This window comes from Patescibacteria group bacterium (assembly GCA_041650895.1).
GTDB lineage: Bacteria > Patescibacteriota > Patescibacteriia > 2-01-FULL-39-33 > 2-01-FULL-39-33 > CAISTG01.
In genome coordinates this window covers 99,567-125,012 of record JBAZKF010000001.1, presented here as the reverse complement: position 1 = coordinate 125,012, position 25,446 = coordinate 99,567, and the positions used below count along the sequence as shown (strand labels likewise).

Here is a 25,446-nt window from a genome sequence, read left to right as displayed (position 1 = left end):
GGTTTGGCTCATATGTTGGTTTCCGGCGGTTCTCAAAAAGCCACCTCTTTGCCTTTTTTGTTTAATTTTTTTTGCATACGATAGAAGAAGCGTATCAAGCGAATAACAAGGTAATAAATCGCGGCACAGAGTATCAGCCCCAATATTGCTAAGAGCCAGAATAAGCCAAATTCTATAAGAATTATCAGACTCACCAGAGTAACGCAAATAAAGAAAATAAACATAATGACATTCGCAATAAAGGGAATTCCGATGTAGTAGTCTATGCCTTCCTTTAAGATGTTATCATAATAGTTATTTCCTGTTAGGTCTAGCAAGTTATTTTCTGTTCGGTTCAGCACATCGAGAATTCCAGAAATCAGCCACTCCCAACAGAGATAATAACGCAGATCCCTGATTGTTTTGGAGGCTTGCCATTTTTCGTCTTTAACATAAAGAATAGTCCAATTGATAAGCAAACAGCTGTAGTAAGAGACGGGGGTCAAGACAAAGACCATTAGGAAAAGCCAGCCGGCAAAGGGCATGAAGGAATGCATTTTTTATCCTCCCAATTGGTTGCGGTTTTAAAACTTTATTTTTTCTCCGGATATGTTCAGCCTTCTTTGCAGGCGATAGAAGAAACGCGCCAGGCGTAAGGACACATAACCAGTCCCAATGATCAAAGCGAACCCTGACATGGCCAGGAAAACATAAAGACTGATCGGGAAAGTTATGGTAACGACTACTAATATAACCGTTAGGGCAAAGAATGAGATGGCCAAGATGATGAGGTTAATAAGATAAATAATAAGTACATCCCTTATAACAACCAAGTAATTGTTGTTGGTGCTTTTTATTGCTTGATAGCCACGCTCAATATCATCGCTAAGTTCCGTAAAACTAACAACCTCGTAAAGAAAAGATCGGTATAGGCAAAAGTTATAGAGAAACCAATCCTGTTTTTTACTCAAGTGCCAGGATTTATTGTCGGTAACAAATGCCTTGATCGCGGAACAGCTTAGCCAGGCCCAAAAAATTATAAACGGCGTGATTTGCAAGGCAACAAGAAAAAGGAAGATGAGTAGTATACAATTGGGTAGCAGACAATGCGGGGCCATGGCTTTTTCTCCTATTTTGCCCAATGATTTGGGCGGTTGGCTGTTTAACGGCTAATCTGAAACATTAAGTTTTAAAGTGCTTTTAACGAACTTCAACATATCTTACAGTATTTTTAATATTTTGTCAAGAGCAATATTTGTTTTGATTTATTTCTCCACAAGGGACTTGCCAAAAGAAATTATTTACTGTATAATATTAAATAGTTTCATAAAATCAGCGCTGTTGAGGAAGAGCAACTTCGACCGACAGGTCGAACAGCAACTAAGAAAGATAAAACAATTTAATACTAAACATTACGCGCCTATAGCTCAGTCGGTAGAGCAACAGCCTTTTAAGCTGATGGTCGCTGGTTCGAGTCCAGCTGGGCGCACCAGAAAGGAATAGTCAAATTTTTCCGCTCCTCGCCACCGCAGGCGGCGACCAAATCATACGGAATTTTATAATCAAAAAGCAATTGGCGGTTTTGTAAAATGCGGTTCGACCCGATATTTTTTAGAAATGCGGCCAGATCTGACTTTTCTGAATTTCGTAGCAGATTATCAGCTTGGTTGAGCGATAAAATAAACTCACGAGCCGGTTCGACCCAAGACCAGTTATTATGTTCAAAATCTTTGATTTTCTCATTAAGTTCTAACTTGCGAGTTAGGATTTTTTGTTTTCTAGCGGTGTATTCGTCAGTCGAGATTGTATCGCTCAAATAGACATCAAGCAGTTTCTCTAATTGCTGATTAATATTCTCTAACTCGCTTTTGAGATTTTGAACATTGGTCTGAGCTTGCGTTTTGGCTGTTAGTTCGTCTTTGTCCAACTCAATCATAATCTTTTCCTGGTCTTGGTCGTTCAAAGCAATTGTTTGAAGATATTGTTTGATTTGTGATTCCAATTCTTCCTCGCGCAAAAAGTGCTTTTCAGTGCATTCGCCTCGTTTTTTCGTACAACGATAATAGTTGTGGCCTTTCTGTGTTTCTGCGGTAATGAAGCAACCGCACAAGCATTTCATTAGTCCAGTAAATGCAAACTCTCTGTGTAATTTTTTTCGTGTCCTCGCTCGGGTATTGCGCACTTTTTGCACCTCTTCAAACAATTTCTTTGATATTAATGGCTCGTGAGTGCCCTCAAATACTTCACCCTTGTAGCGCATCAAACCAAGGTAGAAAATATTTTGTAACATGCTAAATATCGCATTAACGGACAATTTGCGATGATAACCGCCAGTCAAGCCGTTAGCTTCGCACCAATTAACTAAAGACAAAAGCGCATAATTGCCAGTGGCGTAAAGTTCAAACACTTTCCTGATTTTGTCGCTCTTAACAGTATCCACATCAATGCCTCGAGTTCTCGCATTGTTTAGATAGCCCACTGGCGCAAAAGACGGCCAAACACCGTTCCTTAGCTTTTGTCTTAATCCTCGCTTTACGTTCTCCCGTAAATTGTCCACAAAATATTTTGATTGGCCGAAAGCGATATTTAGCATAAATAATCCTTGCGGGGTGGGTTCAAACCAGAAGCAAGGAAATTTGAGGGCCTTTATCACTCCTCTATCAACCAAATGAATAATCTTGCCACCGTCAACGCTATTACGCGCCAAGCGATCTGGATGCCACGATAGGATGCCATCAGCTTGGCCTTGCTCTATTCTGGCCAGTATTTCGCCGAAAATCTTTCGGCCCGGTTCTTTGGCGGTTTTTGATTCAAAAAATGAATCGGCAATTTCCAGTTTTTCAATGAGTTAATCATAACTCATTTCAGTAAATTTTTCAAGAGCTGATTTATTGAAAAATTTACTGGGTTTGGCGGCAAATTCTTTTAGCTCAGTAATCTGAGCTTCGATTGAAAGTATCTGACGATCCTCGTCTTCGGTGCTCTTGCGAGCGTAAATGAAGTATTTCATATTGATATTTTAATGATAATTTAATTCTGATAATGACAAATAAACATAAAATTTTTCTTTTACCCTGAATTAATATTCAGACAAAACCGCCAATTACTTTTTGATTATAAAATTCCGTATGATTTGGTCGCCGCCTGCGGTGGCGAGGAGCGGAAAAATTTGACTATTCCTTTCTGGTGCTGTATTTTAAAGATAGCTCGAACGCATTTTGGCTGTCCGCCAGAGGCGGACGCAGATTTTCTTCCCGACGAAATCCAATCCTGATTCTGATTTAAAAAACCGCCAAAGAACCGGAAAAAATATCGGGTCGAACCGCATTTTGGTAAAAGAAAATTTTTATGTTTATTTGACTGCAGAAATTATTATGATTTCTGTTTTTTTTGACGCATTTCAGACATTTTTTATTTGGGTTGACATTTTGATAAATATTTGCTAAAATTGGATATTCCCAATGTGAGGGATGTTCTTTGAAACATCAGGTGTTATTAGCAAAACTCGACTGAAAGGAGGGTTTTATGCCAACGATTGTTTTTGTTGACACAGATTTATCGGTTGTAACCGATCGTAGCGGTCAAACCCGAATCGGTCGGGAAGAAATCGGCGCTCAACTTGTTGCGGCTTGCGTCGAACAATTTGCTGGCTGGTCAGTTCGCTATGTACGGCAAGATACCGCACAAGTAGAACAGATTATCTCCGCCGTCAAGGCCGGCGATTGTGATGCAGTGGCTCTTTTCCCTTACAGCTATACGAAATCTTTGGCCGATCGCGTGGCCGAAAATTTCAAGGGGAAGGTGCCGATCATTTACGGCGGATACCATGCAGGAGTCGGTAGAATGGCCAAGGTAGTTTTTGAAGAGGGACGAGCCGATTTCGTAGTAAAGGGACGAGGCGAGAGAGCATTGCCACAGTTGTTGGATGATATCTCTGCTGGTAGCGCCAAACGAGGTGTTGTTCAAGTCAGAGAGTTGTCTGGTGGCTGTCAATCTCCTTATCCGTTAGATGACTTGCCGTGGCCGTTGCGTTTTGAGGAGTTCATGGCGAGATTCACGAAGAATGAAATTCTCTTCGCCCCACCGGAAACACTGATCAAAAACCCGACAAAACGTATCACAATCGCCGGATCATTCGGTTGCGACGGCCGGTGCGACTATTGTTCATCGTGGATAATGTCGCCCAAGACCCTACATCGTTCGCCGACCAATATCGTCGATGAGATGTGCGCGCTCGATAAACGATTCGGACCGGGTCTTGTTTACATCATCGCCAATCCGTTATTCAACGCCGACCGCGGTTGGGTAATGGAACTCTGCCAGCAAATGGAAAAACGAGGTCCGTTTCCCGCTTTCTGTCTGCCTGATTTCAATTTGGATCGCGAAATGGTGCAGGCCATGAAGCGCGCCGGAATATTTATGGCGATGATGGGCTTGGAATTTGCTCGAACTGATGTCCGCACTGAAAGAGGCAAACGACCCGGAAATCCTGAGTTGGCTTATGGCTTGTGCGACGAAGCTGGAATTCTGACACGCGCATATTTCATGATCGGCGGTCTTGGCATGACTGCCACCGATGTTGAAGCTGAAAAGCAAGCTCTCGAATCTTTGCCGTTTCGAGCCGACCAGTTACGTGTCAGTTTTGAAGTGCCGTTTCCTGGAACAGTAACGGCAAACCGATTGAATCCCGGCGACACCATTACCGGCTATGACGACTACACAACAGACAAGGTCATCTACAAAACCGGAATGGATCAGAAACAATGGGATCGGGCGCGCCAAGAGATCGTCAGCGAGTATCACTCTGCGGATAAGCAGAAAAGGCACTATGCGGACAAGATACGCAGACATCCGGAGTTAGAGAAATCGATTTTGGGATTCTTAGATAGAATCGAGTAAGTCGATTAGTACCCGAGGTGGAAGTCAACACGGTTGACGGCCACCTCTTTTTTTATTTAATTTTCAAAGAGCTAAAAGAATTTGCCGCCAAACCCAGTAAATTTTTCAATAAATCAGCTCTTGAAAAATTTACTGAAATGAGTTATGATTAACTCATTGAAAAACTGGAAATTGCCGTAAATCAGAATCAGGATTGGATTTCGTCGGGAAGAAAATCTGCGTCCGCCTCTGGCGGACAGCCAAAATGCGTTCGAGCTATCTTTAAAATACAGCATTAGAAGGTTCGTTTAGTCATGTCTTTACAATAAAAGGAGATGATCATGGCTCAAATAAAAGTGATAGCTTTTGATGTTTACGGGACCATTCTTTGTTCTGATGACTATGAAAATGCTTTGCCGCCACGGCCGGGCTTTATAGAATTCATTTCGCATGCTAAAAATTTGAAAATTAAAACAGTTACCAGTTCTGACTCCGATTTGACTAACATGCAATTGGATTTAGCCGCCACCCTTAATGGTACAGCGCCTTTTGGCTTGGAAATATTCGATGGTTTTTTCAGGCTTTCCATGTACCCTAAGATTTATCAGCAGATTTTACGATTTTTTGGCATTAAGGATGAGGAATTGTTGGTAATCGGCAATGATTATGATAAAGATTTGTCGCAAGCGCCTTTACAAGCCCATAAGGTCTTAGTTCCGAGCTATAAAATTGTTGCTGATAAATTCAGTTTTTCCCAAGTAGTTATTTCCGATTTTTAACGTTTACTCAAGCGAGTAGACGTTTTTTGCTTTTAAATTATTGATTTAATATTAAGACACAGAGAAGCCTTAAACAGTTTTAGTTTGACAATTTTAAAATATCTGGTAAAATGACCTATTAGTCGAACCTTGAAAACAAAATTACGATTTTAAATTACTGCATAGACGAAAAGACAGAAAGGAGCAAGGTATGAGATTTGATTATGAGCCGGAGAAAAAATTGTTCACAATTACAGCCAGATTGCCAAAAGAGCGTAATGAGCTTGAGGCTTTATCGGCCGTTTTAAAACATGGCGATATTTGTTCATTGGAATGGGAAGCGTACGATCCGCGAGATTTGCATTCACAAACGGTTACTGTTGGTAGTGTGGAATTCCGCTGTGTTATTAAAGGTGAATTGGAAAAACGTTACGGCAAGGCTTTTGTTTTTCTTATTGCTCCCTCTCATTCTTCGACACATTATTCTGATAAGGTTTATATGGAAAGCAGAGAATCATTTCTTTCATTTATTCAATTGAACGGCAAATGCAATCGGTTGTCAGGCAAATCCGATGGATTGATTTTCCGTTGGCCTGGAGAGCAGGCAAAATGTTTTGAAAATTGCTGGGTTGCTGCCAATACTTTAGTATTTAGTATTGAATAATGAGAAAGGAGGAATAATATGCCTGACTCATTAGAAGTGTCTATGGATGAGACATAGGAAGATGGATATAAGAAGAGTTACTCCAAAGGATATTTTGAGGCTTTAAAGAAAATTTATGGCGCAATGCAAAGCGCGGGTTTTGGTGAGAATCAAGCTATTAAGGTAATCGCTGCGGGATTTGATGTTACAAAAGAGATATATAGCCAACTAATAAGCGAGTTTAGTGAAGAAATCGCTTTGAAAATCATTGATGCTGCATTAAAGGCATAAATGCTATTACTGCATGCAATCCATAGTTACGCTCTGTTCAATATTGCACAGAGCTTTTTTAATTAGAGAAGCCTTAAACGGTTTTAGTTTGCCTAATTTTTGTCTATCGGCTAAAATAACAGCATTATCTTTATGCCCAAAATCGCTTTGATCCACGATCATCTGGTGCAGGACGGGGGCGCCGAACAAGTATTAAAGGTGCTTAAGGGAATGTTTCCTGAAGCGCCGATATTCACTATTGTCGCGGACAAAGCCAAGACCAACAGTTACTTTGCAGACAAGAAAATCAATACTTCTTTCTTGCAGTCGTTTCCTTGGGGCGTAAAAAAATACCAATGGTATTTGCCGTTGATGCCTGCCGCTATTGAGAGTCATGATTTGCGAGGTTATGATTTGGTCATTTCTTCGGCCTCATCTTTTGCCAAGGGTGTTATTACGCATCCCGGCACAATCCATATTTGTTATTGCCATACGCCGACCCGCTACCTGTGGCACGACACTCATAATTATCTGGATGAACTCAAAGTCATCATGCCGATTAAAAAATTCTTGCCCTTGACCTTGCGCCAATTGCGCACTTGGGATCGTCTGGCCGTTGACCGCGTGGATTATTTTATTGCCAATTCGCAGACTGTGGCCGGCAGGATCAAGAAATACTATCAGCGCGGTAGCCAAGTGGTTTATCCGCCGGTGGATACGGCGCAGTTCACGATCTCCGACAAGCCGAAAAAATATTTTTTGGCCGGCGGACGGCTGGTGCCTTATAAAAGATTTGATCTGACGGTGCGGGCTTTTTCCCGTTTGGGCATACCGCTTAAGGTTTTTGGCCTGGGGCCGGAGCTAAAACGTTTAAAGTCGCTGGCTAAGCCGAATGTGGAATTTTTGGGCCGGGTAAACGATGAAACCAAAAGGGAATTATATGCTAATTGTTTAGCGTACATAAACCCGCAGGAAGAGGACTTTGGCATTACCGCCATTGAAGCCATGGCTTCGGGCCGGCCGGTAATCGCCTATAACCGTGGCGGTGCCACTGAGACTATTGAGCCTGGTTTGAGCGGAGAATTATTTGATGAACAGATTTGGGAAGATTTGGCTGATATGGTAATCCGTTTCCAGCCGGAGAAATACGATCCTCAGGCGATTAGTCGGCATGCCGAGCAATTTTCTACCGAGCGATTTAAGGAGAACATGATGGAGTTTATCAGGACAATAACTTTACCCAAATAATTATCCTGTCATTACGAGTGAAGCGAATGATCTAAAGTTGATAATTTATGAAAATAATTTTTGATGGCCGTTGCCTGTTGGACGCAAAATATTCCGGCGTTTCCTGGTATGCTCATAATCTGTCACGGCACCTGCGTTTAATTGATAATGGTCATGATTGGCTATTGTTTGCCAACTCATCCCAGGCAGTCGATTTATCGGACCTGGGCTACCAAACAAAGATTTTCCGTTATCCCAATAAACTATTGAATCTGAGTTTGGGTTCTACCGGCCGACCGAAATTGGATAAGCTTTGTGGCGGGGCGGAGGCGTTTTTTGCGCCGAATCTTAATTTTATTTCCGTTGCCGATTCTTGCCGGTTGATCATTGCCGTCCATGACCTGTCTTTTTTAATTCATCCGGAATTCTTTACATTTCGACAGCAATGGTGGCATAAATTGATTTTGGCTTCGGGAGTATTGAATCGCGCCGATACTATTATAGCCGATAGCGAAAGTACCAAGCGGGACTTGGTTGATTTGTTGGCCTTGCCGGTTGAAAAGATTAAGACTGTATATTTGGGGGTGGGGGAGAAGTATCAGCAGGAAATTCCGGCCGAGGAATTAAGAGCAGTGAAAGAAAAGTATGATTTGCCGGATAAGTTTTTGTTGTTTGTTTCTTCGCTGGAGCCGCGCAAGAACTTGCTCGGCGTTTTAAAGGCGTTAGAAAAAATACCTGAGACTCAACTGGTTATAGCCGGCGCCGGCGGTTGGAAGAATCAGAAGGAGTTAAAAGCCATTAAAAGTAATGAGAGGATAAAAATGATCGGTTACGTGCCGGAAGCAGATAAGCCGGCCTTATACCGATTGGCGCGCGCTTTGGTTTACCCGTCATTTTATGAGGGTTTTGGTTTGCCTATTTTGGAAGCTATGGCTTCGGGCTGTCCGGTTATCGCCGGCAACAATTCGTCACAGGGTGAGGTATTGGCTGATTGCGGTCTGTTGGTTGACCCTTATGATATAAACAGTATCACTGAAGCGATGTCTGAGTTATGGCGGAATAATGAGTTGGGCGCAGAGCTTTCCAGTCGCGGACGCGAGCGGGCTAAGATGTTTGGTTGGGATAAAACAGCGGAGGAGACATTGAAAAGCATTGTTTCTTAATATTATTGAGCGAGTTACCTTTCATAAATATAAATAAAACACCCGCTTGAGCAGAAGGCCCAAGCGGGGAGTAAGGTGCGAAGTTTTTATGGGTGCTTTAGTGGCGCCGGGAAATCAGGCATATCGCCTTGAACGCGGATTTTCCAATCGCCGCCGTCCAGCGATTTGATCACCTTGACCACCGCAGGATTGCCACCGGCGTTAGTGGCGACGCAATAGAATACGCCGATACTGTTGCCGTGGCTGTCAATTTCGTTTTTTTGGTCAATGATCATAACACTGGAAAATCCGTAGGTCTCCGCAACCTTTCTGGCTTTCTCGTCGTTCGTCGCATTGCTTATGGTAAAGAATAACATGATCACGCTCATTGCAACCCCTACAATAATGAGAATGCGACCAATCGGATTTGTTTCCATCTCACCAGTCTCCTTATATTTCAATTTCATCGGTTAGTTTAGTACATCAGGCAACCGGCGTTGCCCTCGCCGTCTCCGCCATACGAAGCGAAGACAAGCTCGCGTCGGGGTTGTTTTAAGGAGGACGGTTCCTCTTCCACGGCATCCCTTATGGCCTCGCGCAAATCATGGCGCGCGTCCAGGCGCTCCGAGCGTGTCGGAAAGCTACCCCAGGAATCCTTGTACCTTGCATACCAGGGTACGTTTTCACCGCCACGTTTGCCCTTTAGGACTTTACGACGGCCGCCAGGCAGACGGATTTTCAGCCGTTTTCGGCGTGGCGGTTTCTGGTGTCCCAGATCCGGCACTTCCGGCGGGGTTTCCATCAAGTCATACCAGAGTCCCCAGTTTTCCTCGGCTTCCAAAGGCATACTTACACTCCTTCAGTTGTTAATGTCCACGCCTATCTTCAAAAAATTACAAAAACTACATTATATAATTATAGCACACCTTGATTATTTTGTCAAGACAGTTATCCACAGAATATGGCTTGCATGCTTCTAAGAGCAATAAAATACCTAAAATAAGATAAAACAGTTACTTACAATATACGTTATTTTTGTTCAAAAATCAAATAAGTGTTAATATTAATGCATTATGAAAATACTAATAGACGCGCGCCTTTATGGCACTAAACATGCCGGTATTGGCCGTTACACCCAGGAACTTATCAAAAACCTGGAAGTCACGGACACGCATAATCAGTATGTCATCTTGTTGCAACAACAGAATTATGATGAGTATCAGCCACAGAATCCCAACTTCAAAAAATATCGCGCAGATTTCCGGGTTTATGGCTTGTTTGAACAGATTCTTTTACCGTTTTTAATTTATTCCCACCAGCCGGATTTAGTTCACTTTACTCACTTCAATGTTCCACTGTTTTTTTTCGGCCGTTATGTTGTAACCATCCATGATTTGATTGTCAGCCATTATCCGTCCAGTCGAGCCACCACCCTTAACCCCTGGTTGTATAAATTTAAATTAGCAATGTATCGGCTGGTAATTTCTCGGGCGGCCAAGCGTGCCAGAAAAATCATCGCTGTTTCCCGCTACACCAAAGATGATATTGCGCGCTTACTGGAAATCCGGCCGGAAAAAATCTCGGTGGTTTATGAGGGGACGGATTTACCGCGCCTGTCGCCGGTTTCTTGTCCGTTATTGTTTGAGAGGCTAGGCATCAAACAGGATTTTTTGCTTTATGTCGGTTCGGCTTATCCGCACAAAAATCTGGAAAAACTGATTGAAGCGTTTGAAATCATTTTAAGGCAACAGCCTGATTGGCAATTGGTTCTGGCCGGCAAAGAAAGCTTTTTTTATCAGCGCTTGGGTGAGGGAATAAAAGAAGAGTTGAAAAATAAAATAATTTTACCCGGCTATTTGACAGATGAAGAATTGGTTTGTTTGTATTCCAATGCGCGTTTGTATGCTTTTCCGTCATTAATGGAAGGATTCGGCCTGCCGCCGTTGGAAGCTCAGAGTTATGGCTTGCCGGTAGTTTCGTCAAATGCCAGTTGCTTGCCGGAAGTCTTGGATGATTCAGCGGCCTATTTTGACCCTCAAAGTTCCAAGAGTATGGCGGATAAGATTGTTTCAGTTTTGGCTGATGCCGATCTGCGGCAGCAGTTGATTGATCGGGCGCGGGAAAATATTAAGCGATTTTCTTGGCAGAGGATGGCCGAGGAAACAGTCGTGTTGTATGATTCAATAGTTAAATAGATTATCCGTATAATTCATTTGTATTGATGTCTCAAGCATAAAATATAAATGGTATCATCGTTATCAATTATAAGTCATTAATGTTATCCACACCCGGAGTTGTTTGACTTCTGGTGTTTGTGTTATAATATATCCAGATGTAAACAAAATTTATCAAGGTGGCAAAGAAAAAATCTTTAAACAAAGAAGGACTTGAGCCAAAGTTTTTTGATTTGGAGAAGAAAGTCAAAAAAACGGTCCGAAAATCACGCGCTTCCAGCCGCAAAACGGCTGATATTTTGTTTGCGCCAGACGGCAGTCCTAGTGGTAGCGCGATCGGCAAACCGGCCGATAAAACCGAGATAATCGTCAATCAGCCACCGCTCAAAACTTTTAATTTGCGCATTGCCGAAAATCAATTGGATGTTTATCGTTCCCCCCATTTATTGAATCTATCCAAGGCCGGAAGGATAGAGAAGAATAAACCGGAGCAACGCCGCGATTGGCCGGTAGAGGATATGCCGGCCGGAAAGATATTGTCTCGATTCGGGATTTTAGAGTTTTTTGATTTTTCGCGCAGTGAAATATACTTGTATCTATTAAGAACCGCCCAGATCATTAAGATTTTTTTTCTTATTCTATTTTCCCGCGCCAAATTGGAATCCAAACTGCCGGCTCAAACCGGCAACAACGCAATTGATCGCCTGGCGGAAATATCTTTTGTCAATTTGTTTTTGTTTATTACCAATCAGTTTTATCGTGTTTATTTGTCTGTGTATAAGTTTTTTTGGCTGATGTATCTGTTTGTCCGCAAAGCCAAGTCCCGTGATCAGGTGATCTATTTGCCCAAACCCGGCGATGAACCGCATAAAGCGGCGGTGATCAGTGATTTAATCATCGTTAATGAGGCGCCGACCATTGCAGAATTGATTAAGGAGTACTCGCCTCAAACTAAGATTCGCCCGTTGCCAACGCCACTTTCGGCCAAGGATGTACGGGAAAAATATTTGGAAACCAATCCTTTTTTGCGTCGAGGCGTAGTTTTGAATTCTCAGCCGCCGTCAGTCGGCTGGCCTAAACGTCAGTTGGACTTTTCTTTTTCCAATTTTGAATTCCGCAAATCGCTACTTCGGCCGGCAGCGGTTTTTTGCGGCGTACTTTTGGCCCTATTCGGTTCAGTCAAAGTCATCACTTATTGGGATAATGCTTTAAGTGTCAGAGGCGAAGTGATGGGCGTAGCCGAGCAAGCGGTGGGCAATATGTCTGATGCCGGTGATAAACTCAAGACCCTTGATTTTGCTTCAGCGCAAACTGATTTTGCCTCGGCTCAGCAGAGTTTTCAATCGGCGCGGTCGCAATTAGACCAAATTAAATCGTTTATTACTGTTTTGGCTGATATAACTCCGGCTGGTAATATTTATAAAAGCGGTAAGAACACCCTGGAGATGGGGGAGCATTTGTCCGCCGCCGCTTCCGGATTATTGTCCGGCATCAATGACATTTCTTCTTCCACTGACTTATCATTATCTAATCGGGTTAGGAGTTTTTCTTCGGCGGTCAAGCCGGCCGTGGCTGAATTATCCGCCGCCGCCTCTAACGCCGAATCAGTCAATCCGGCTCATTTGCCAGAGAGCAGTAAGGAGCAATTTATCAAACTTAAAAGCGCCTTGCCCCAAGCTGTCAGTGCGTTAAGTCAACTTCAAGAAACCTTGGATTTTTCCGCTGCCGTTTTGGGCGATAATGAATTGCGCCGTTATTTACTGGTATTCCAGAATGACAATGAGCTGCGCGCTACCGGCGGATTCATGGGCAGTTATGCTTTGGTTGATTTTAAAAACGGCAAAATAGAGAAAATCACTATCCCGCAAGGTGGCACTTATGATGTTAAAGCCGGTTTTAATAAGATATTGACTCCGCCCGAACCGTTGCGTTTGGTTTGTAGTCGTTGGGAATTCCAGGACGCCAATTGGTGGCCTGATTGGCCGACTTCGGCGGCTAACATCAAATGGTTTTATGAAAAATCCGGCGGGCCGACCGTAGACGGCGTGATCGCCATCAATTCCGGCTGGCTCAAAAACTTACTCCAAGTGACCGGGCCGATTAGTTTGTCGCAATACGGTAAAACGATCACTGCTGATAATTTTGAAGAGGAATTGCAACGCAGTATTGAACTGCAAGCGGCGGATAAGTCCAAACCTAAGAAAATATTATCGGAATTAGCGCCAAAAATTCTGGATAAGATTTTCAATTTGCCGCCCAAAGACAATCTGCGTCTGGCTGAGGTTATTGCCGGCGCCCTTAGATCCAGTGATATTCAGTTGTATTTTACCAGTGGCGACTTGCAGGAATTTGCGCTCAAAAATGATTGGGCCGGCGCCCTGGCAACGCCCGCCCCTTACACGGACTACTTAAATGTCGTCACTACCAATATCGGTGGCGGTAAAACCGATGATCTGGTGCGTCAAAGCATATACCATCAAGCGGAAATAAAAGCTGACGGTTCGGTCATAGATCGAGTCGTTATCAGTCGCTATAACGCTTCTTCGGCGGAAGACCCGTTAAGAAAGACGGCCAATAATACTTATCTGCGGGTTTATGTGCCTTCAGGCAGTGAACTTTTGGGCGCTTACGGCTTTAAAGATTTTGCCGATTCCGCTTACAAGGATTTGGATCAAGGCGCAGTTGAAAGTGACTCGTTGGCGGGAGAAACAGGAGCGGTTGACAGTATCGGAGGAACTAAAATTTATCAAGAAAACAATTATACGGTTTTTGCCAATTGGACAGTAATCGGTCCGGGTGAAAGTCAGGAAGCGGTGTTGATTTATCGCTTGCCGTTTAAGGTCGGAAAAAATTTTAAACCCAAAGGATTAATCATGTCGGCGGCTGACTTTTTCACTCCGGAAATAGCGCCGTATAACTTTGTTTTTCAGAAACAATCCGGACGCAGTAACGACCAGATCCAAAGCGTTGTCACTTACAGCGATAATTTGTCGCCCAAGCTGATTTATCCTAAGTCTGCCACAGTAGAAAACAATAACGTGTATTCCCGGGCTTTAACGGATCAAAACCGCTATTTAAGCATCGCCTTCATTAAATGATTTTAAATAACTTATAACACATAATTTTTAATTTGCAATTTCCAAACAATGACCGAATCATTTAATTTTTATGATTTTATCATAAGGAAATTGTTTGCGAATTGATTATTGAAAATTATGGAACACTTATTATTTTATGTCAGAACAAAATTTAAAAAGCAAGATTAGCGATCAAGCCAATGATCAAGAATCGCCGGAAATGAAAAATAACGTCGGCATCATGCAGGATGATATTGTTGAAGTGATGGAAAAAAATAATCGGCCGGCGGCTAAACCCGCTAAACGCAGTTTGTTTCAATTAAAGCACGGCAGTGCCGGCAGGCAAAAAGAAATTTCCCGCGATTTAGCTGAGGTTTATACTGATGATGACGGAGTCATACCGGATTTGACCAGATTGGAGCTTAATGAACGGCCTTTGTGGCAAACCATAGTTTATACTTTGATCGCGGTTTTGGCAGTGTTGTTGGTCGGTGCGGCTATCATTTACCTGATTTTTGCTAATCTTAACAGTGATACTTTTACCAACGAACGCGTGACTTTCAAATTAGAACCGCCTATTTCCATTGTTTCCGGCCAGGAGGGCATTTATACCGTTATTATTACTAATCGCGAGCGAGTCAATCTTTATGATTTAGATATAGAATTAAAATATCCCGACACCTTTCAGCTCGTTTCTTCTTCACCATTGGCAACCGGCGACAAGAAGAATACTTGGAATATTTCGGTTTTAAAAATTGGCGAAACGCAAAAAATAGAATTGCGCGGAATAATTATCGCTCCTTTGAATTCTGTGCAAAACATTAGTGGCGCCATGACTTTCAAGCCGGCCAATTTAAACGCTGAGTTCAGCCAGAAATTCAACTTGGATATGGGCGTTAACGCTTCCACGATTATTTTGACCGTATCCGGACCCGATAAAACCCTGGCCAATCAGAATATTTTTTACACTGTTGACTTGCGCAATGTCGGCACCGAGGTCTTGACTGATTTGGAGGTAGTGGCTGAATATCCGCCGGGATTTGTTTTGTCTTCCACTACGCCTGCCGCTAAAGATGGCACCAACAATGTCTGGGCTATAGCCAATCTGGCAACTTCCACCGATATCGCCACCACCAGCGACAAAAAAATAACCATTGGCGGCAATTACTCGGGTATTATTGATTCAGGCAATCAGGAATTCAAAGTTAAAGTCAATTTGAAAAATCAAAGCGAGTATATCCTGCAAAGCGAGCAATCGGCCATTACCGCTGTGGTTAGGGATCAATTAAGCTTGAGCGTGGTGGTCAATGGTTCAGGCGAGGATCAACCGGTGTCTTTCGGCGATTTGTTGGTGTATACGATTAATTTTAAGAATACCGGTACCGAAGACATAAAGAATGTGGAGTTAACAGTTAAATTAGATTCTCAGATTTTGGACTGGGCGACCTTAAGCAGTGATCATCTGGGTAAAGTCGGCGAGGATGTGATTGTTTGGACCGGTAAAGAGTTACCCAGTTTGTTGAATTTGCGTCCCAGCGAAGAAGGCGCGGTGTCTTTTCAGTTAAGGGTTAAGGATTTGGCGGCCATCAGCTCGCTGGATGTGTCTAAATTCAGCGTAGAAAGCTCGGCTCAAGCCAAAGTTAAAAATACGGATGGCGTTAATACTATTAATTCAAAAACCATCACTAATTCCATTAATTCCGACTTAAGTTTGATTGCCGGGGCGCGTTATTATAATGAAGATAATTTACCCCTAGGTTCTGGACCGATTACACCCCAAGCCGATGAAACTTCTTCTTATAATATTCGTCTGTCTTTGACTAATAATCTGCATGACATCGGTAATATTGAAGTTAGCGCTATTTTGCCAAAATTTGTCAATTGGGATGACAAGGAAAACCACAATACCGGAGATTTTTTGTATAATTCCAAAACTAAAAGGCTGTCTTGGCGGATTTCCAAACTTCCCAAATCAGTCAAAGATGCCGCTATTGATTTTAACGTGTCCATTAAGCCGACGACTGACGATATCGGTCGAGTGTTGATTCTGATTCCGGAGTTTAAATTGACGGCCAAGGACTTGGAAACAGGTTCGGATATTTCCAAGACGATCAGGGCGGTTACCACGGCTTTTTCCGATCCGATTATTGGTAATTTGTCAGGTATAGTGGAATAGCGCGGCGGTACCGGCAAATAAAATCGCCCCGGCGCAAAAGCGCCAGGGCGGATAAAGTGCGGTTCATGTCTGCACGTTATTTTTGTACAGGGCCATGAAGAACGAAAGCTCTTGCTATAGATCCGAAAATAGCAGAGATTAAAGCCGAGGTTGCGATACCGACAATTCCGACGTCAAACCCGACACTGCCGGCTACACCGAAAAAGGCGCAAACAAAGCAGGTCAATCGGCCGTCATTGAATATCAGCCTGATTAGCCACCGGCCTACGATCCAAAGCCAGTAGACGCACTTTATTACCAGCCAGACGAACAGAAGCCATAATATTACGATTATCATCATTCCTAATAAAACTAAGCCAATCAGGCAGTAAGGCGCGATATAACCCCAGGTTGCTTCCGCCGTCCAGGGATTGAACAGTCCGAAAAGGGTAAGGCCGATCAGGTTGAAGATTAGCGATAGGTGGAGGAATACAATAAACCAGTGATCAACGTCATCATCTTTCGGTTGGTTAATTTTTCTCCTATACCAGTCGATTAATCTGTTAATTAGTGGTGATAACAAGCTCATGAACACAATCATGGTTATTAGAAAAATACAAAGGCCTCCAAAGACGATATCATCAGTATTGCCTTCATAGGTATTGGTAATGGGTAAACGTGTCCCATTATCCCAATAATGAAGGTTGTTGTGCTGGCAAATGAATAAGCCACAGTGCATAAACCCCATGCCTGCCACCATACCGACTTCAAAAATTATCGTTATAATCAGGAATACAATAATATATTGCCAACCCGCCTTCACTAAGCGGCAGATATAAACCAGTGATTTGCCGATAAAAAGCAGTGCTTTCCAGACAGTTGATGGCTGATACGAGATCACCGCGATAAATCCGCCGATGAAGGCGCCCAATATCCACCATAGTCCAGGCAAATATTTTAGGGTGATAACTCCGCCGATGGCAGAGCCAAGCAGAATCGCTATCAAGACCTTCTGGCATTCTTTACGTGCTTCTGACAAATTGTTCTGATGATTCATGAGTTGTCCCTCCAGAATTGTTGTTTGTTGGTTTATTGAACTATATTTTTAAAGTGCTTTATTCATGACTTATCATTATAACAAACAGATAAAATTTTGTCAAGATGAGTTTTAAACTGCTTAAAAAATCCAATGAATCTCAAGCGCGGTTAGGAAAATTAAAAACCGCTCACGGCATCATTAAGACGCCGTTTTTTATGCCGATTGCCACTAAGGGCGCAGTCAAAAATCTATCTGCCGATGATGTTAAAGATCTTGGTTCGCCGATATTATTATCCAACACCTATCATTTGTATTTGACGCCGGGCAGGGAAGTGCTGTCTGCCGCCGGCGGTTTGCATAAGTTTATGGATTGGCGCGGAGCCATCCTGACCGACTCCGGCGGTTTTCAGGTGTTTTCGCTATCCAAAATCAGGAAAATCCTGCCTCATGGTGTGGAGTTCAGATCGCACTTGGATGGTAGTAAGCACATCTTGACGCCTAAATCGGTCTTGGATATTCAGAAAACTATCGGTTCGGACATCGCCATGATTTTGGACGTCTGTCCGCCTTCAACCGCCAAACATCAAGAAGTCAAAGAAGCGGTTGAAGTTACAACCAAATGGGCAAAGGAGGCGGCAAAAGTGATTAAAAGCCGAAAGTCCAAAGCCAAAGATCAAAACAAGCAATTGTATTTTGCTATCATTCAAGGCGGAGTCTATCGCGATTTACGAGAACAATCCCTCGCCGATTTAGTTAAACTGGATTTTGACGGTTATGCGGTCGGCGGATTGGCTGTAGGCGAGACCAACAAAGAAATGTACGAGGTGTTGGATTATCTGGCGCCGCAGATGCCAGCGGATAAACCGAGATATTTGATGGGCGTGGGCACGCCGGAAAATATTATTGAAGCGGTCAAACGAGGCGTGGATATGTTTGATTGCGTCATCCCGACCCGCGAAGCCCGTCATGGAAGACTGTATGTGCAAGTCGAATGTCGCAAGTCTATAAAGTCGAAAGTCAATTCACAATTTGATTATCAAGCCATCAACATTACCAACGCTAAATTCAAACACGATTTCTCTCCCATCAATCAAACCAACCTCAAACAATACAGCAAAGCTTATCTGCATCATCTGTTCAAAACCGGCGAACCTTTAGCTATGCGTTTGGCCACCCTTAATAATCTTGATTTTTATTTGCAATTGATGGGGGATATTCGGCGACAAATTAAAAAAGGCAACTTATAAAAATAATTATTATAAATCATGATTAACATCCGATAAACTCGGATGTTTTTTATCCTCAGCTGGCCCTTGACAATAAGATAAAAATCAGGTAGAATAAACTGTTGAGAAGCACGTTAAAACCAAGAAATGCATAAATAACAAGCTGATCCGACAGAATCAGCAGGGAGAATTACGATGGAAAATGATCGTTTGGAAAAATTTAAGCGTATTTTAGGGCAAATAAAAGATAACAGCAAACCGCTGGTTGTAATTCTGACTCACTTGGATCCCGACTCCATGGCCTCCGCTGAAGCTATGAGATTTATTGCCAAGTCATTCGGTATTGAGCAGATTACAGTCCTTTACTGCGACGAATCCGCCGATGAACAGAATGAGGCCATCATCAATAAATTGTCTTTAGAACGGCGGATGCAACCGATTGGCAGTTGGAATGATTTTCCGGATAGCAACAGTTATGTTATGGTTGATGCCAACTCGCCCTCCGACAGTCGGCTCAAACACGCTAAGGATAAATTGCAACTTACGATAGTCATTGATCATCATCGAAATGACAGACTCCGGGAAACCGACGAGAATTTTATTTGGCTGGAAGATTTTGGCGCCTGCGCCACCATGATGTGCGAGCTCATCGCGGGTTTGGACTTGTTGAACACCGCTAAGTTCAACGGCGATTTTAAAGATTTGCCCCTACTGCTTTCTTTGGGTATTTATATGGATACCAAGGGACTAATCAGTGCCGGTGGCAAGGATCGCGAAGCGTTTGCCGAAGTCGCCGGTCTGGCCAAAGAAGCGGATCTGCAATTTTTCATTAACTATCAGATTTCCCAAATCTACATGGAAGCGCTTAAATGCGCTTTGAACTCCATGTCTGTTCAAGGCATGAAGGTGGTGGCTTATGCCGGAGAGGTAACTTCAAAAGAAGCCACGGTCATTGCTCGCGTAGCGGATTTTTTTATTCGGATCAAGGGGTTTTCTTTGGCTGTAGTTTGGGCCACGGTTGATGACAATCAAATTGTGATTTCGGCACGCGGCACCGATTTCGGCACGCCCCTTGATGAGTTCATACGTTCCCGTTTCGGATCTGGCGGAGCCAAAGTTTCCAAATGGGGATTATGGGAAGGCGGAGTCCAATTGCCTTTTGCGTTCGGTTTTTTCCACTCTTCCATCAATAAGATGCAACGGATAGCGACGGCCCAGGCGTTGATTACCAATTTAATTCTGAATTAGCCTTATTAGCAACTTCAGCATCTAATTGCCAATTGTTGCCGCTTAAAACACGTACTTTTACACCCTCGGATTTTAATCCGAGGTTTTTATTTTATTAGCTGACAGATAGCGGTTAGAGGACGGTTTTGCCATGCCGGCGATTTATGCTATAATGATGTCAAAAGTTGTTTCGTTTTTACCGCTCGCAGGATCAAACAGCTTTATTTGAGTAATGACTAAAAGATTTATGGACTCCATGCCCAATAATAATCCAACAATAGCAGACAATCCTTCGCACTGGTCTTTTTTGCGTCAACCTTTGGCCTTGTGGATAACCGTCGTTTTGGTGCTTATTAGTTTTATTATCGGCGCGGCGGTTGGCGGACGGGGCAATATAATATCCGATGTTAAGATCATTAAAGGATCGGATAATCAAATAATAGCAACTAGCGAAGCGAGGGCGGCCGAGTCGGCAAGCTCTACTGTTGATGACGCCGCTATATCAGTCTTGCCCGCTTATCTCAAGAAGGACGTTAATTTTCAGTTGTATTGGGACACCTTGGGTATTATCCATGATAAATATTACGCCCGGGACATACCTGATACCAAGTTGTTTTATGGTTCTTTGCAGGGTATGGTGGCGGCTTTAGGCGATCCTTATTCAGTTTTCCTTACCCCTTCTGACGCTCAGCAATTTCAGGAAGATCTTAATGGCACCTTCGAAGGCATTGGCGCGGAAATCGCCGTCAAAAACAGTCAGCTTATTATTGTTTCGCCTTTAGATGACTCACCGGCCATGAGAGCCGGGTTAAAACCGAAAGATTGGATTTTAAAGATCAATGGCACCTCCACCGAAGATATGAGTTCCCAGCAAGCCGTTAATTTGATTCGCGGTAAAGCCGGAACTAAGGTTAATTTGACGATTTATCGCGAGGGCTGGACAGAATCGCAGGTGATTGAAATCACCCGAGCGCCCATTGTGGTCAAAAGCCTGGCTTTGGAATATTTAGCCGGGGGCACGATCGCCCACCTTAAAGTTCGACAGTTTAATGGCGATACGATGCCGCTTTTTGATAGCGCCATCTCCAATATATTAGCCAAGTCGGGAGTTAAAGGAATCATTTTGGACTTGCGCAACAATCCTGGTGGCTATCTGGAGTCAGCCGTAGAAATAGCCGGCGAATGGAACGGCGAGGGAGTCGTGGTGTCGGAGAGGAATCGTGATGGCGCCAAGACGGATCATCGCGCCTATACCCAACCGCGCTTAGCTAATTACAAAACCGTAGTCTTGGTTGACGGCGGCAGCGCTTCAGCTTCAGAAATAGTTTCCGGCGCCCTAAAGGACTGGGGCAAAGCCACGCTGGTCGGCATGAAAACCTTCGGCAAAGGCTCAGTGCAGGATTTAACTGATTTGCCCGACGGCAGCCAGATCAAATTAACCATTGCCAAGTGGTTTACTCCTAGTGGTACGTCAATTGATGAACAAGGAATCGAGCCGGACGTTAAAGTGGACTTAACCGAAGACGATTTTAATTATGATCGCGATCCGCAGTTGGATAAGGCGGTAGAATTATTGAAATAACGATATGAAAGTTATTTACTTAAAAAATTCCAAAGTTTATAAACGGGGCGATGTCAAAGACGTGGCCGAAGGCTATGCGCAGAATTTTTTAATTCCGCAAGGATTGGCTTTAGCGGCTACGGCGGAAAATTTGATTAAGATTAAACAGGAAGCAGACAAAAAAATCAAGACGCAGGAAAGCGCCGTCAATCGATACAAAGCAATAGCGGAAAAGATTCGCGGCCGCAAAATACAAATCACAGGCAAAGCCAATGAAAACGGCAAGCTGTATGCGGCTGTAACCGAACAGGAAGTCAAAGCCGCGCTGAAGAAATCAGGCTTTGATATCGGCGGGAGCAAAGTGATTTTTCCCGGCCATTTGAAGGAAGTCGGGGATTTTAAGGCTCAGGTTGACTTTGGCCATGGTTTAATGTCCGAAATAATAATCTTAGTTCGCGTATGAGGGGATTTTTTATTTTTCATTATTGAATAGAGGACTCGTTGCCTCTATTTTTATTTTATTGCTATTGCTATTTATTTATTTTATCCGTCCAAATTATGAGCCAAGATATCAAAAAGGTGGTTATTACCGGCGGGCCGTGTGCCGGCAAGACTTCCATCATCAATCTTTTGAAAGAAGAGTTTGGCGATATTATTATTACCGTACCGGAAGCGGCGACCTTGCTTTTGGCCGGCGGTTTTCCCATGCCCGGCAAACACTTGGATTGGTGCAATGGGTGGCAACACTCTTTTCAGAAAAGCGTTTTGTATTTACAGAAGTCCTTGGAAAACACTTATTCGCTGATGGCTGATCGCAAAGGCGCCAAACTTCTATTGTGCGATAATGGCCTGCCATCAGGGGCGGCCTATATGCCGGGCGGAATTGAAGAATTCGTAGTTATGTATGGCATTGATTTTGAAAAAGAATTATTGGATTACGATTCGGTCATTCACCTGGAAACCATCGCATTGTCGCAACCGGAAAAATACGGCAAGCATAACAATGAAAATCGCTACACTTCGCTGGAGGAGGCGATAAAGCACGACCTGTTGATTAAGGAAGTTTGGCAGAGCCACCCGAATTGGCAGGTGATACCCAGTACTTGGAGTTTAGAAGAGAAATTCCATAAAGCGTTGGAGGTGGTAAGAAAATATTTATAAAATAAATAATAATCAAATATTATGTCCAAGTACATTTTCGTCATGGGCGGAGTGATGTCTGGCGTCGGCAAAGGCATCGCTTCAGCTTCCATTGGTAAAATTTTGGCCTCTAAAGGTTTTAGGGTTACAGCCATAAAGATCGACCCCTACCTTAATGTGGATGCCGGTACCATGAATCCGGTGGAGCATGGGGAAGTATTTGTAACCGAAGACGGCGATGAAACTGATCAGGACATCGGCAATTATGAAAGATTCTTAGACCAGAACATTTGCCGCGATAATTATATGACTTCCGGGCGCGTCTACCAGTCAGTCATTAATCGTGAACGCAACTTGGAATACGGCGGCAAATGCGTAGAGGCGGTGCCGCACATCCCTTACGAAGTGATTGATCGCATTAATCGCGCCATGGAAAAAGCGGACGCGGAGATTAGTATTATTGAAATCGGCGGTACAGTCGGCGAGTTCCAGAATGTCTTGTATCTGGAGGCGGCCAGAATGCTTAAGTTCCAAAATCCCGGCGATGTGGCATTTGTCATGGTCAGCTACTTGCCGGTGCCGGCGAAAATCGGTGAAATGAAAACCAAGCCGACGCAAATGGCGGTGCGTGCCATTAATGAAGTGGGTATTCAACCGGATTTTCTGCTATGCCGTTCCAGTCATCCCGTGGATGAGCCGCGCCGCGCCAAACTGGCTTTGTTTTGTAATATCCAACCGGGGAATGTTATTTCTGCTCCGGATGTAGAAAGCGTTTATGATATTCCTATTAATTTTGAGAAAGAAGATTTGGGCAATAAGATTTTAAGGGTTTTGAATCTGGAATCGCGCCAACAGGATCTGGCGGAGTGGCGAGCGTTTGTAGATAAAATAAACGCCGCAACAGAAACAGTTAGAATCGGCATTGTCGGCAAATATTTTGAAAGCGGTGATTTTGTTTTATCTGACGCTTATATTTCAGTCATTGAAAGTTTGAAATATGCCGCCTGGCATAATAATCGCCAACCATTGATTGAGTGGATTAATTCTGATTTATACGAAAAGGAACCGGATAAGCTGAATGAACTAAGGGATTTTGACTGTTTAGTGGTGCCGGGCGGGTTTGGCAGCCGCGGCATCGAAGGAAAAATCAAGGCGATTAGATTTGCGCGGGAAAATAAAATACCTTATTTGGGTTTATGCTATGGCATGCAACTGGCGACTATTGAATTCGCCCGCCATGTCTGCAGCCTGACCGATGCGCATACCACTGAGATTAACCCGCATACCATGAATCCGGTTATTCATATTATTCCCGAACAAGAAGAAAAACTGGCCAATAAGCAATATGGCAATACTATGCGCTTAGGCGCTTATCCTTGCATTTTGCAGGAGGGGAGTCTGGTTAGGGATTTATATCAAACGGCGGAAATATCAGAACGCCATCGGCATCGCTATGAGTTTAACTTGGCTTACAAACAAAAGATGGAAGAACATGGCTTAGTATTTTCTGGCTTAAGTCCGGACGGCCAACTGACGGAAATTATTGAACTACCTAAAGATCAGCACCCGTTTTTTGTGGGTGTGCAATTTCATCCGGAATTCAAATCCCGGCCGCTTAAACCGCATCCCTTGTTTTTCGGCTTGATTAAAGCGGGATTAAAAAAATGATTCAGGTAAATTTAAAACCCGTCACGGCTATGTCCGAGGCGGGTTTTGGGTTCTAAAAGATCAAGATAGGCATGTTAGCCCCCCTGTGGATAAACATCTTGACAAAAAAGTAAAGGTGTGATATAATAATAAACATTGGTCGCTGTGACCAACTTGTGTCAAAAAAAATCCCTAAAATTAGGGAAGATATCAAAAGGAACATTTACAATGAACAGTTTTTTTGATGGCAAATCGGCTGATATTCGGATTGTCCAAGGATGCGTTAACTTTTTCATCCAACGCGTTAATCTGATGTTGGTTATGGCATTTTTAGCGTTTTCTGCCGTTGTGGCGCTGGGTGCCTGGCTGGGCGAAGGCCAAGTTCTGGCGGCCGGCATTGATACCGCAAAATGTCGGGCAGACTGTCGGATTAAACGGATCGAGTCAGATCGGCCGGCCTTAACGATAATGAATGCTATTGAGCCGGTTGATTTTATTGACGAGCGAGAATTGGACTCTGAACTATTGCAGGCAGAGAAGATTTTTCTGCAACAACAAGCAGTCAGTTCAGGCGAGTCCGAGTCAGTGATTCTTAGTCAATCAATTGAGGCGACTGATTCGACCTTGGTTAATTTGGAGTTGTTGTCGCCACAAGAAGTTATTAATGTCTATGTCGCCTTTATTCAACGGGACAACCACCGCGTGTCGGATGCGGAAGCCAACAGGTGGGCGCGTGATTTTGAGAAATGGGAAAGCCATTATAAATTCCCGCGGGGGATTTTAGTGGCGATTGCCCATACCGAATCATGGCATGATCCGAACGCCAAATCTTGCGCCGAAGCGTATGGCTTGATGCAGGTTCAATACGGTACCGGCCAAGGAGTAGCCAAGCGCTTCGGTCTTTGGTCAGAACCGAAGTTCATTAAGCCCGCTAAAAATAAAAAGGAGGCACGGGAAAGAGTTCGTCAAGTGGAGAAATTCCGGGAAAATCTCATTAGTATTCTGAAAAACCCGGAACATAACATTCGCATGGGCGCCTTCGTCTTGCACTATTTTCTGGTTAAGGAAAAGGGCAACTGGTCCAAAGCATTGGCGCGTTACTCCGGTGGCGCCAAAAACTACGAAAAGAAGGTTAAGGAATTCCATGCTATTGTCTGGGAGCGGATTGAATTGTGCGCCAAAGAAGCGGTCTTAACCAGTCAGTCGCTACTGGCATCACTGACTGAGTCGCCCCAGTCCGCATCTCCTTTATCTTAATCGTACCTTGCTCGCCGTCTCGGGTTTTACCGAGGCGGCGATTTTT

22 protein-coding genes and 1 tRNA gene are annotated in these 25,446 nt (G+C 43.6%); 17 read left to right on the top strand and 6 right to left on the bottom strand.

What is annotated here, in order from left to right:
* Positions 1-32: 32 nt before the first annotated feature.
* Complete coding sequence (locus tag WC473_00655) at positions 33-536, bottom strand: hypothetical protein (GenBank protein ID MFA5124324.1); 504 nt, start codon at positions 534-536, stop codon at positions 33-35.
* Between the two features lie 27 nt (positions 537-563).
* Positions 564-950 carry a hypothetical protein gene (locus tag WC473_00650; protein ID MFA5124323.1) on the bottom strand — a complete coding sequence of 129 codons (387 nt, stop codon included), beginning with the start codon at positions 948-950 and terminating at the stop codon, positions 564-566.
* A 445-nt stretch (positions 951-1,395) separates the two neighbouring features.
* Between WC473_00650 and WC473_00645 the strand changes: the two genes are divergently transcribed.
* Positions 1,396-1,471: transfer RNA gene (locus WC473_00645), tRNA-Lys, on the top strand.
* Positions 1,472-2,827: 1,356 nt separating this feature from the next.
* Here the strand turns inward: WC473_00645 and WC473_00640 are convergent.
* Positions 2,828-2,989, bottom strand: a complete 162-nt coding sequence (locus WC473_00640) for a recombinase family protein (GenBank protein MFA5124322.1) — start codon at positions 2,987-2,989, stop codon at positions 2,828-2,830.
* 515 nt (positions 2,990-3,504) lie between these two features.
* Between WC473_00640 and WC473_00635 the strand changes: the two genes are divergently transcribed.
* The 6 genes from WC473_00635 to WC473_00610 all read left to right on the top strand — a co-directional run bounded on the left by WC473_00635 (position 3,505) and on the right by WC473_00610 (position 8,918).
* The gene (locus tag WC473_00635; GenBank protein MFA5124321.1) at positions 3,505-4,878 is read left to right on the top strand and encodes a radical SAM protein; all 1,374 of its coding nucleotides are present in this window, start codon (positions 3,505-3,507) and stop codon (positions 4,876-4,878) included.
* Positions 4,879-5,198: 320 nt separating this feature from the next.
* Positions 5,199-5,636: an HAD family hydrolase gene (locus tag WC473_00630; protein ID MFA5124320.1), complete on the top strand. Its 438-nt coding sequence runs from the start codon at positions 5,199-5,201 to the stop codon at positions 5,634-5,636.
* 190 nt (positions 5,637-5,826) lie between these two features.
* The gene (locus WC473_00625; protein ID MFA5124319.1) at positions 5,827-6,279 is read left to right on the top strand and encodes a hypothetical protein; all 453 of its coding nucleotides are present in this window, start codon (positions 5,827-5,829) and stop codon (positions 6,277-6,279) included.
* Between the two features lie 123 nt (positions 6,280-6,402).
* Positions 6,403-6,549, top strand: a complete 147-nt coding sequence (locus tag WC473_00620) for a hypothetical protein (GenBank protein ID MFA5124318.1) — start codon at positions 6,403-6,405, stop codon at positions 6,547-6,549.
* 132 nt (positions 6,550-6,681) lie between these two features.
* Positions 6,682-7,776 carry a glycosyltransferase gene (locus WC473_00615; GenBank protein MFA5124317.1) on the top strand — a complete coding sequence of 365 codons (1,095 nt, stop codon included), beginning with the start codon at positions 6,682-6,684 and terminating at the stop codon, positions 7,774-7,776.
* A gap of 47 nt (positions 7,777-7,823) precedes the next feature.
* The gene (locus WC473_00610) at positions 7,824-8,918 is read left to right on the top strand and encodes a glycosyltransferase family 1 protein (protein ID MFA5124316.1); all 1,095 of its coding nucleotides are present in this window, start codon (positions 7,824-7,826) and stop codon (positions 8,916-8,918) included.
* An 86-nt stretch (positions 8,919-9,004) separates the two neighbouring features.
* Here WC473_00610 and WC473_00605 read toward each other — a convergent pair whose 3' ends face one another.
* Both WC473_00605 and WC473_00600 read right to left on the bottom strand, forming a co-directional pair.
* Entirely contained in the window at positions 9,005-9,334 is a 330-nt protein-coding gene (locus WC473_00605) for a hypothetical protein (GenBank protein MFA5124315.1), read from the bottom strand.
* A gap of 38 nt (positions 9,335-9,372) precedes the next feature.
* Positions 9,373-9,744, bottom strand: a complete 372-nt coding sequence (locus WC473_00600) for a hypothetical protein (GenBank protein ID MFA5124314.1) — start codon at positions 9,742-9,744, stop codon at positions 9,373-9,375.
* Positions 9,745-9,970: 226 nt separating this feature from the next.
* Between WC473_00600 and WC473_00595 the strand changes: the two genes are divergently transcribed.
* The 3 genes from WC473_00595 (at position 9,971) to WC473_00585 (ending at position 16,324) form a co-directional block, all read left to right on the top strand.
* Positions 9,971-11,092, top strand: a complete 1,122-nt coding sequence (locus WC473_00595) for a glycosyltransferase family 1 protein (protein MFA5124313.1) — start codon at positions 9,971-9,973, stop codon at positions 11,090-11,092.
* Between the two features lie 158 nt (positions 11,093-11,250).
* Positions 11,251-14,169 carry a DUF4012 domain-containing protein gene (locus WC473_00590; protein ID MFA5124312.1) on the top strand — a complete coding sequence of 973 codons (2,919 nt, stop codon included), beginning with the start codon at positions 11,251-11,253 and terminating at the stop codon, positions 14,167-14,169.
* A gap of 136 nt (positions 14,170-14,305) precedes the next feature.
* The gene (locus WC473_00585) at positions 14,306-16,324 is read left to right on the top strand and encodes a hypothetical protein (GenBank protein MFA5124311.1); all 2,019 of its coding nucleotides are present in this window, start codon (positions 14,306-14,308) and stop codon (positions 16,322-16,324) included.
* Between the two features lie 76 nt (positions 16,325-16,400).
* Here WC473_00585 and WC473_00580 read toward each other — a convergent pair whose 3' ends face one another.
* The gene (locus WC473_00580; protein ID MFA5124310.1) at positions 16,401-17,360 is read right to left on the bottom strand and encodes a hypothetical protein; all 960 of its coding nucleotides are present in this window, start codon (positions 17,358-17,360) and stop codon (positions 16,401-16,403) included.
* A 104-nt stretch (positions 17,361-17,464) separates the two neighbouring features.
* Between WC473_00580 and tgt the strand changes: the two genes are divergently transcribed.
* The 7 genes from tgt (at position 17,465) to WC473_00545 (ending at position 25,400) form a co-directional block, all read left to right on the top strand.
* Positions 17,465-18,589, top strand: coding sequence for a tRNA guanosine(34) transglycosylase Tgt (gene tgt / locus WC473_00575; GenBank protein MFA5124309.1), 1,125 nt, complete (start codon positions 17,465-17,467; stop codon positions 18,587-18,589).
* Positions 18,590-18,763: 174 nt separating this feature from the next.
* On the top strand, positions 18,764-19,816 hold the full coding sequence (locus WC473_00570) for a DHH family phosphoesterase (GenBank protein ID MFA5124308.1): 1,053 nt from the start codon (positions 18,764-18,766) through the stop codon (positions 19,814-19,816).
* Between the two features lie 226 nt (positions 19,817-20,042).
* Complete coding sequence (locus WC473_00565) at positions 20,043-21,377, top strand: S41 family peptidase (protein ID MFA5124307.1); 1,335 nt, start codon at positions 20,043-20,045, stop codon at positions 21,375-21,377.
* A 4-nt stretch (positions 21,378-21,381) separates the two neighbouring features.
* The gene (gene rplI, locus WC473_00560; GenBank protein ID MFA5124306.1) at positions 21,382-21,819 is read left to right on the top strand and encodes a 50S ribosomal protein L9; all 438 of its coding nucleotides are present in this window, start codon (positions 21,382-21,384) and stop codon (positions 21,817-21,819) included.
* 95 nt (positions 21,820-21,914) lie between these two features.
* Positions 21,915-22,517: an ATP-binding protein gene (locus WC473_00555; GenBank protein MFA5124305.1), complete on the top strand. Its 603-nt coding sequence runs from the start codon at positions 21,915-21,917 to the stop codon at positions 22,515-22,517.
* Between the two features lie 21 nt (positions 22,518-22,538).
* The gene (locus WC473_00550; GenBank protein ID MFA5124304.1) at positions 22,539-24,164 is read left to right on the top strand and encodes a CTP synthase; all 1,626 of its coding nucleotides are present in this window, start codon (positions 22,539-22,541) and stop codon (positions 24,162-24,164) included.
* A 207-nt stretch (positions 24,165-24,371) separates the two neighbouring features.
* Positions 24,372-25,400 carry a transglycosylase SLT domain-containing protein gene (locus WC473_00545; protein MFA5124303.1) on the top strand — a complete coding sequence of 343 codons (1,029 nt, stop codon included), beginning with the start codon at positions 24,372-24,374 and terminating at the stop codon, positions 25,398-25,400.
* Positions 25,401-25,446: the final 46 nt, after the last annotated feature.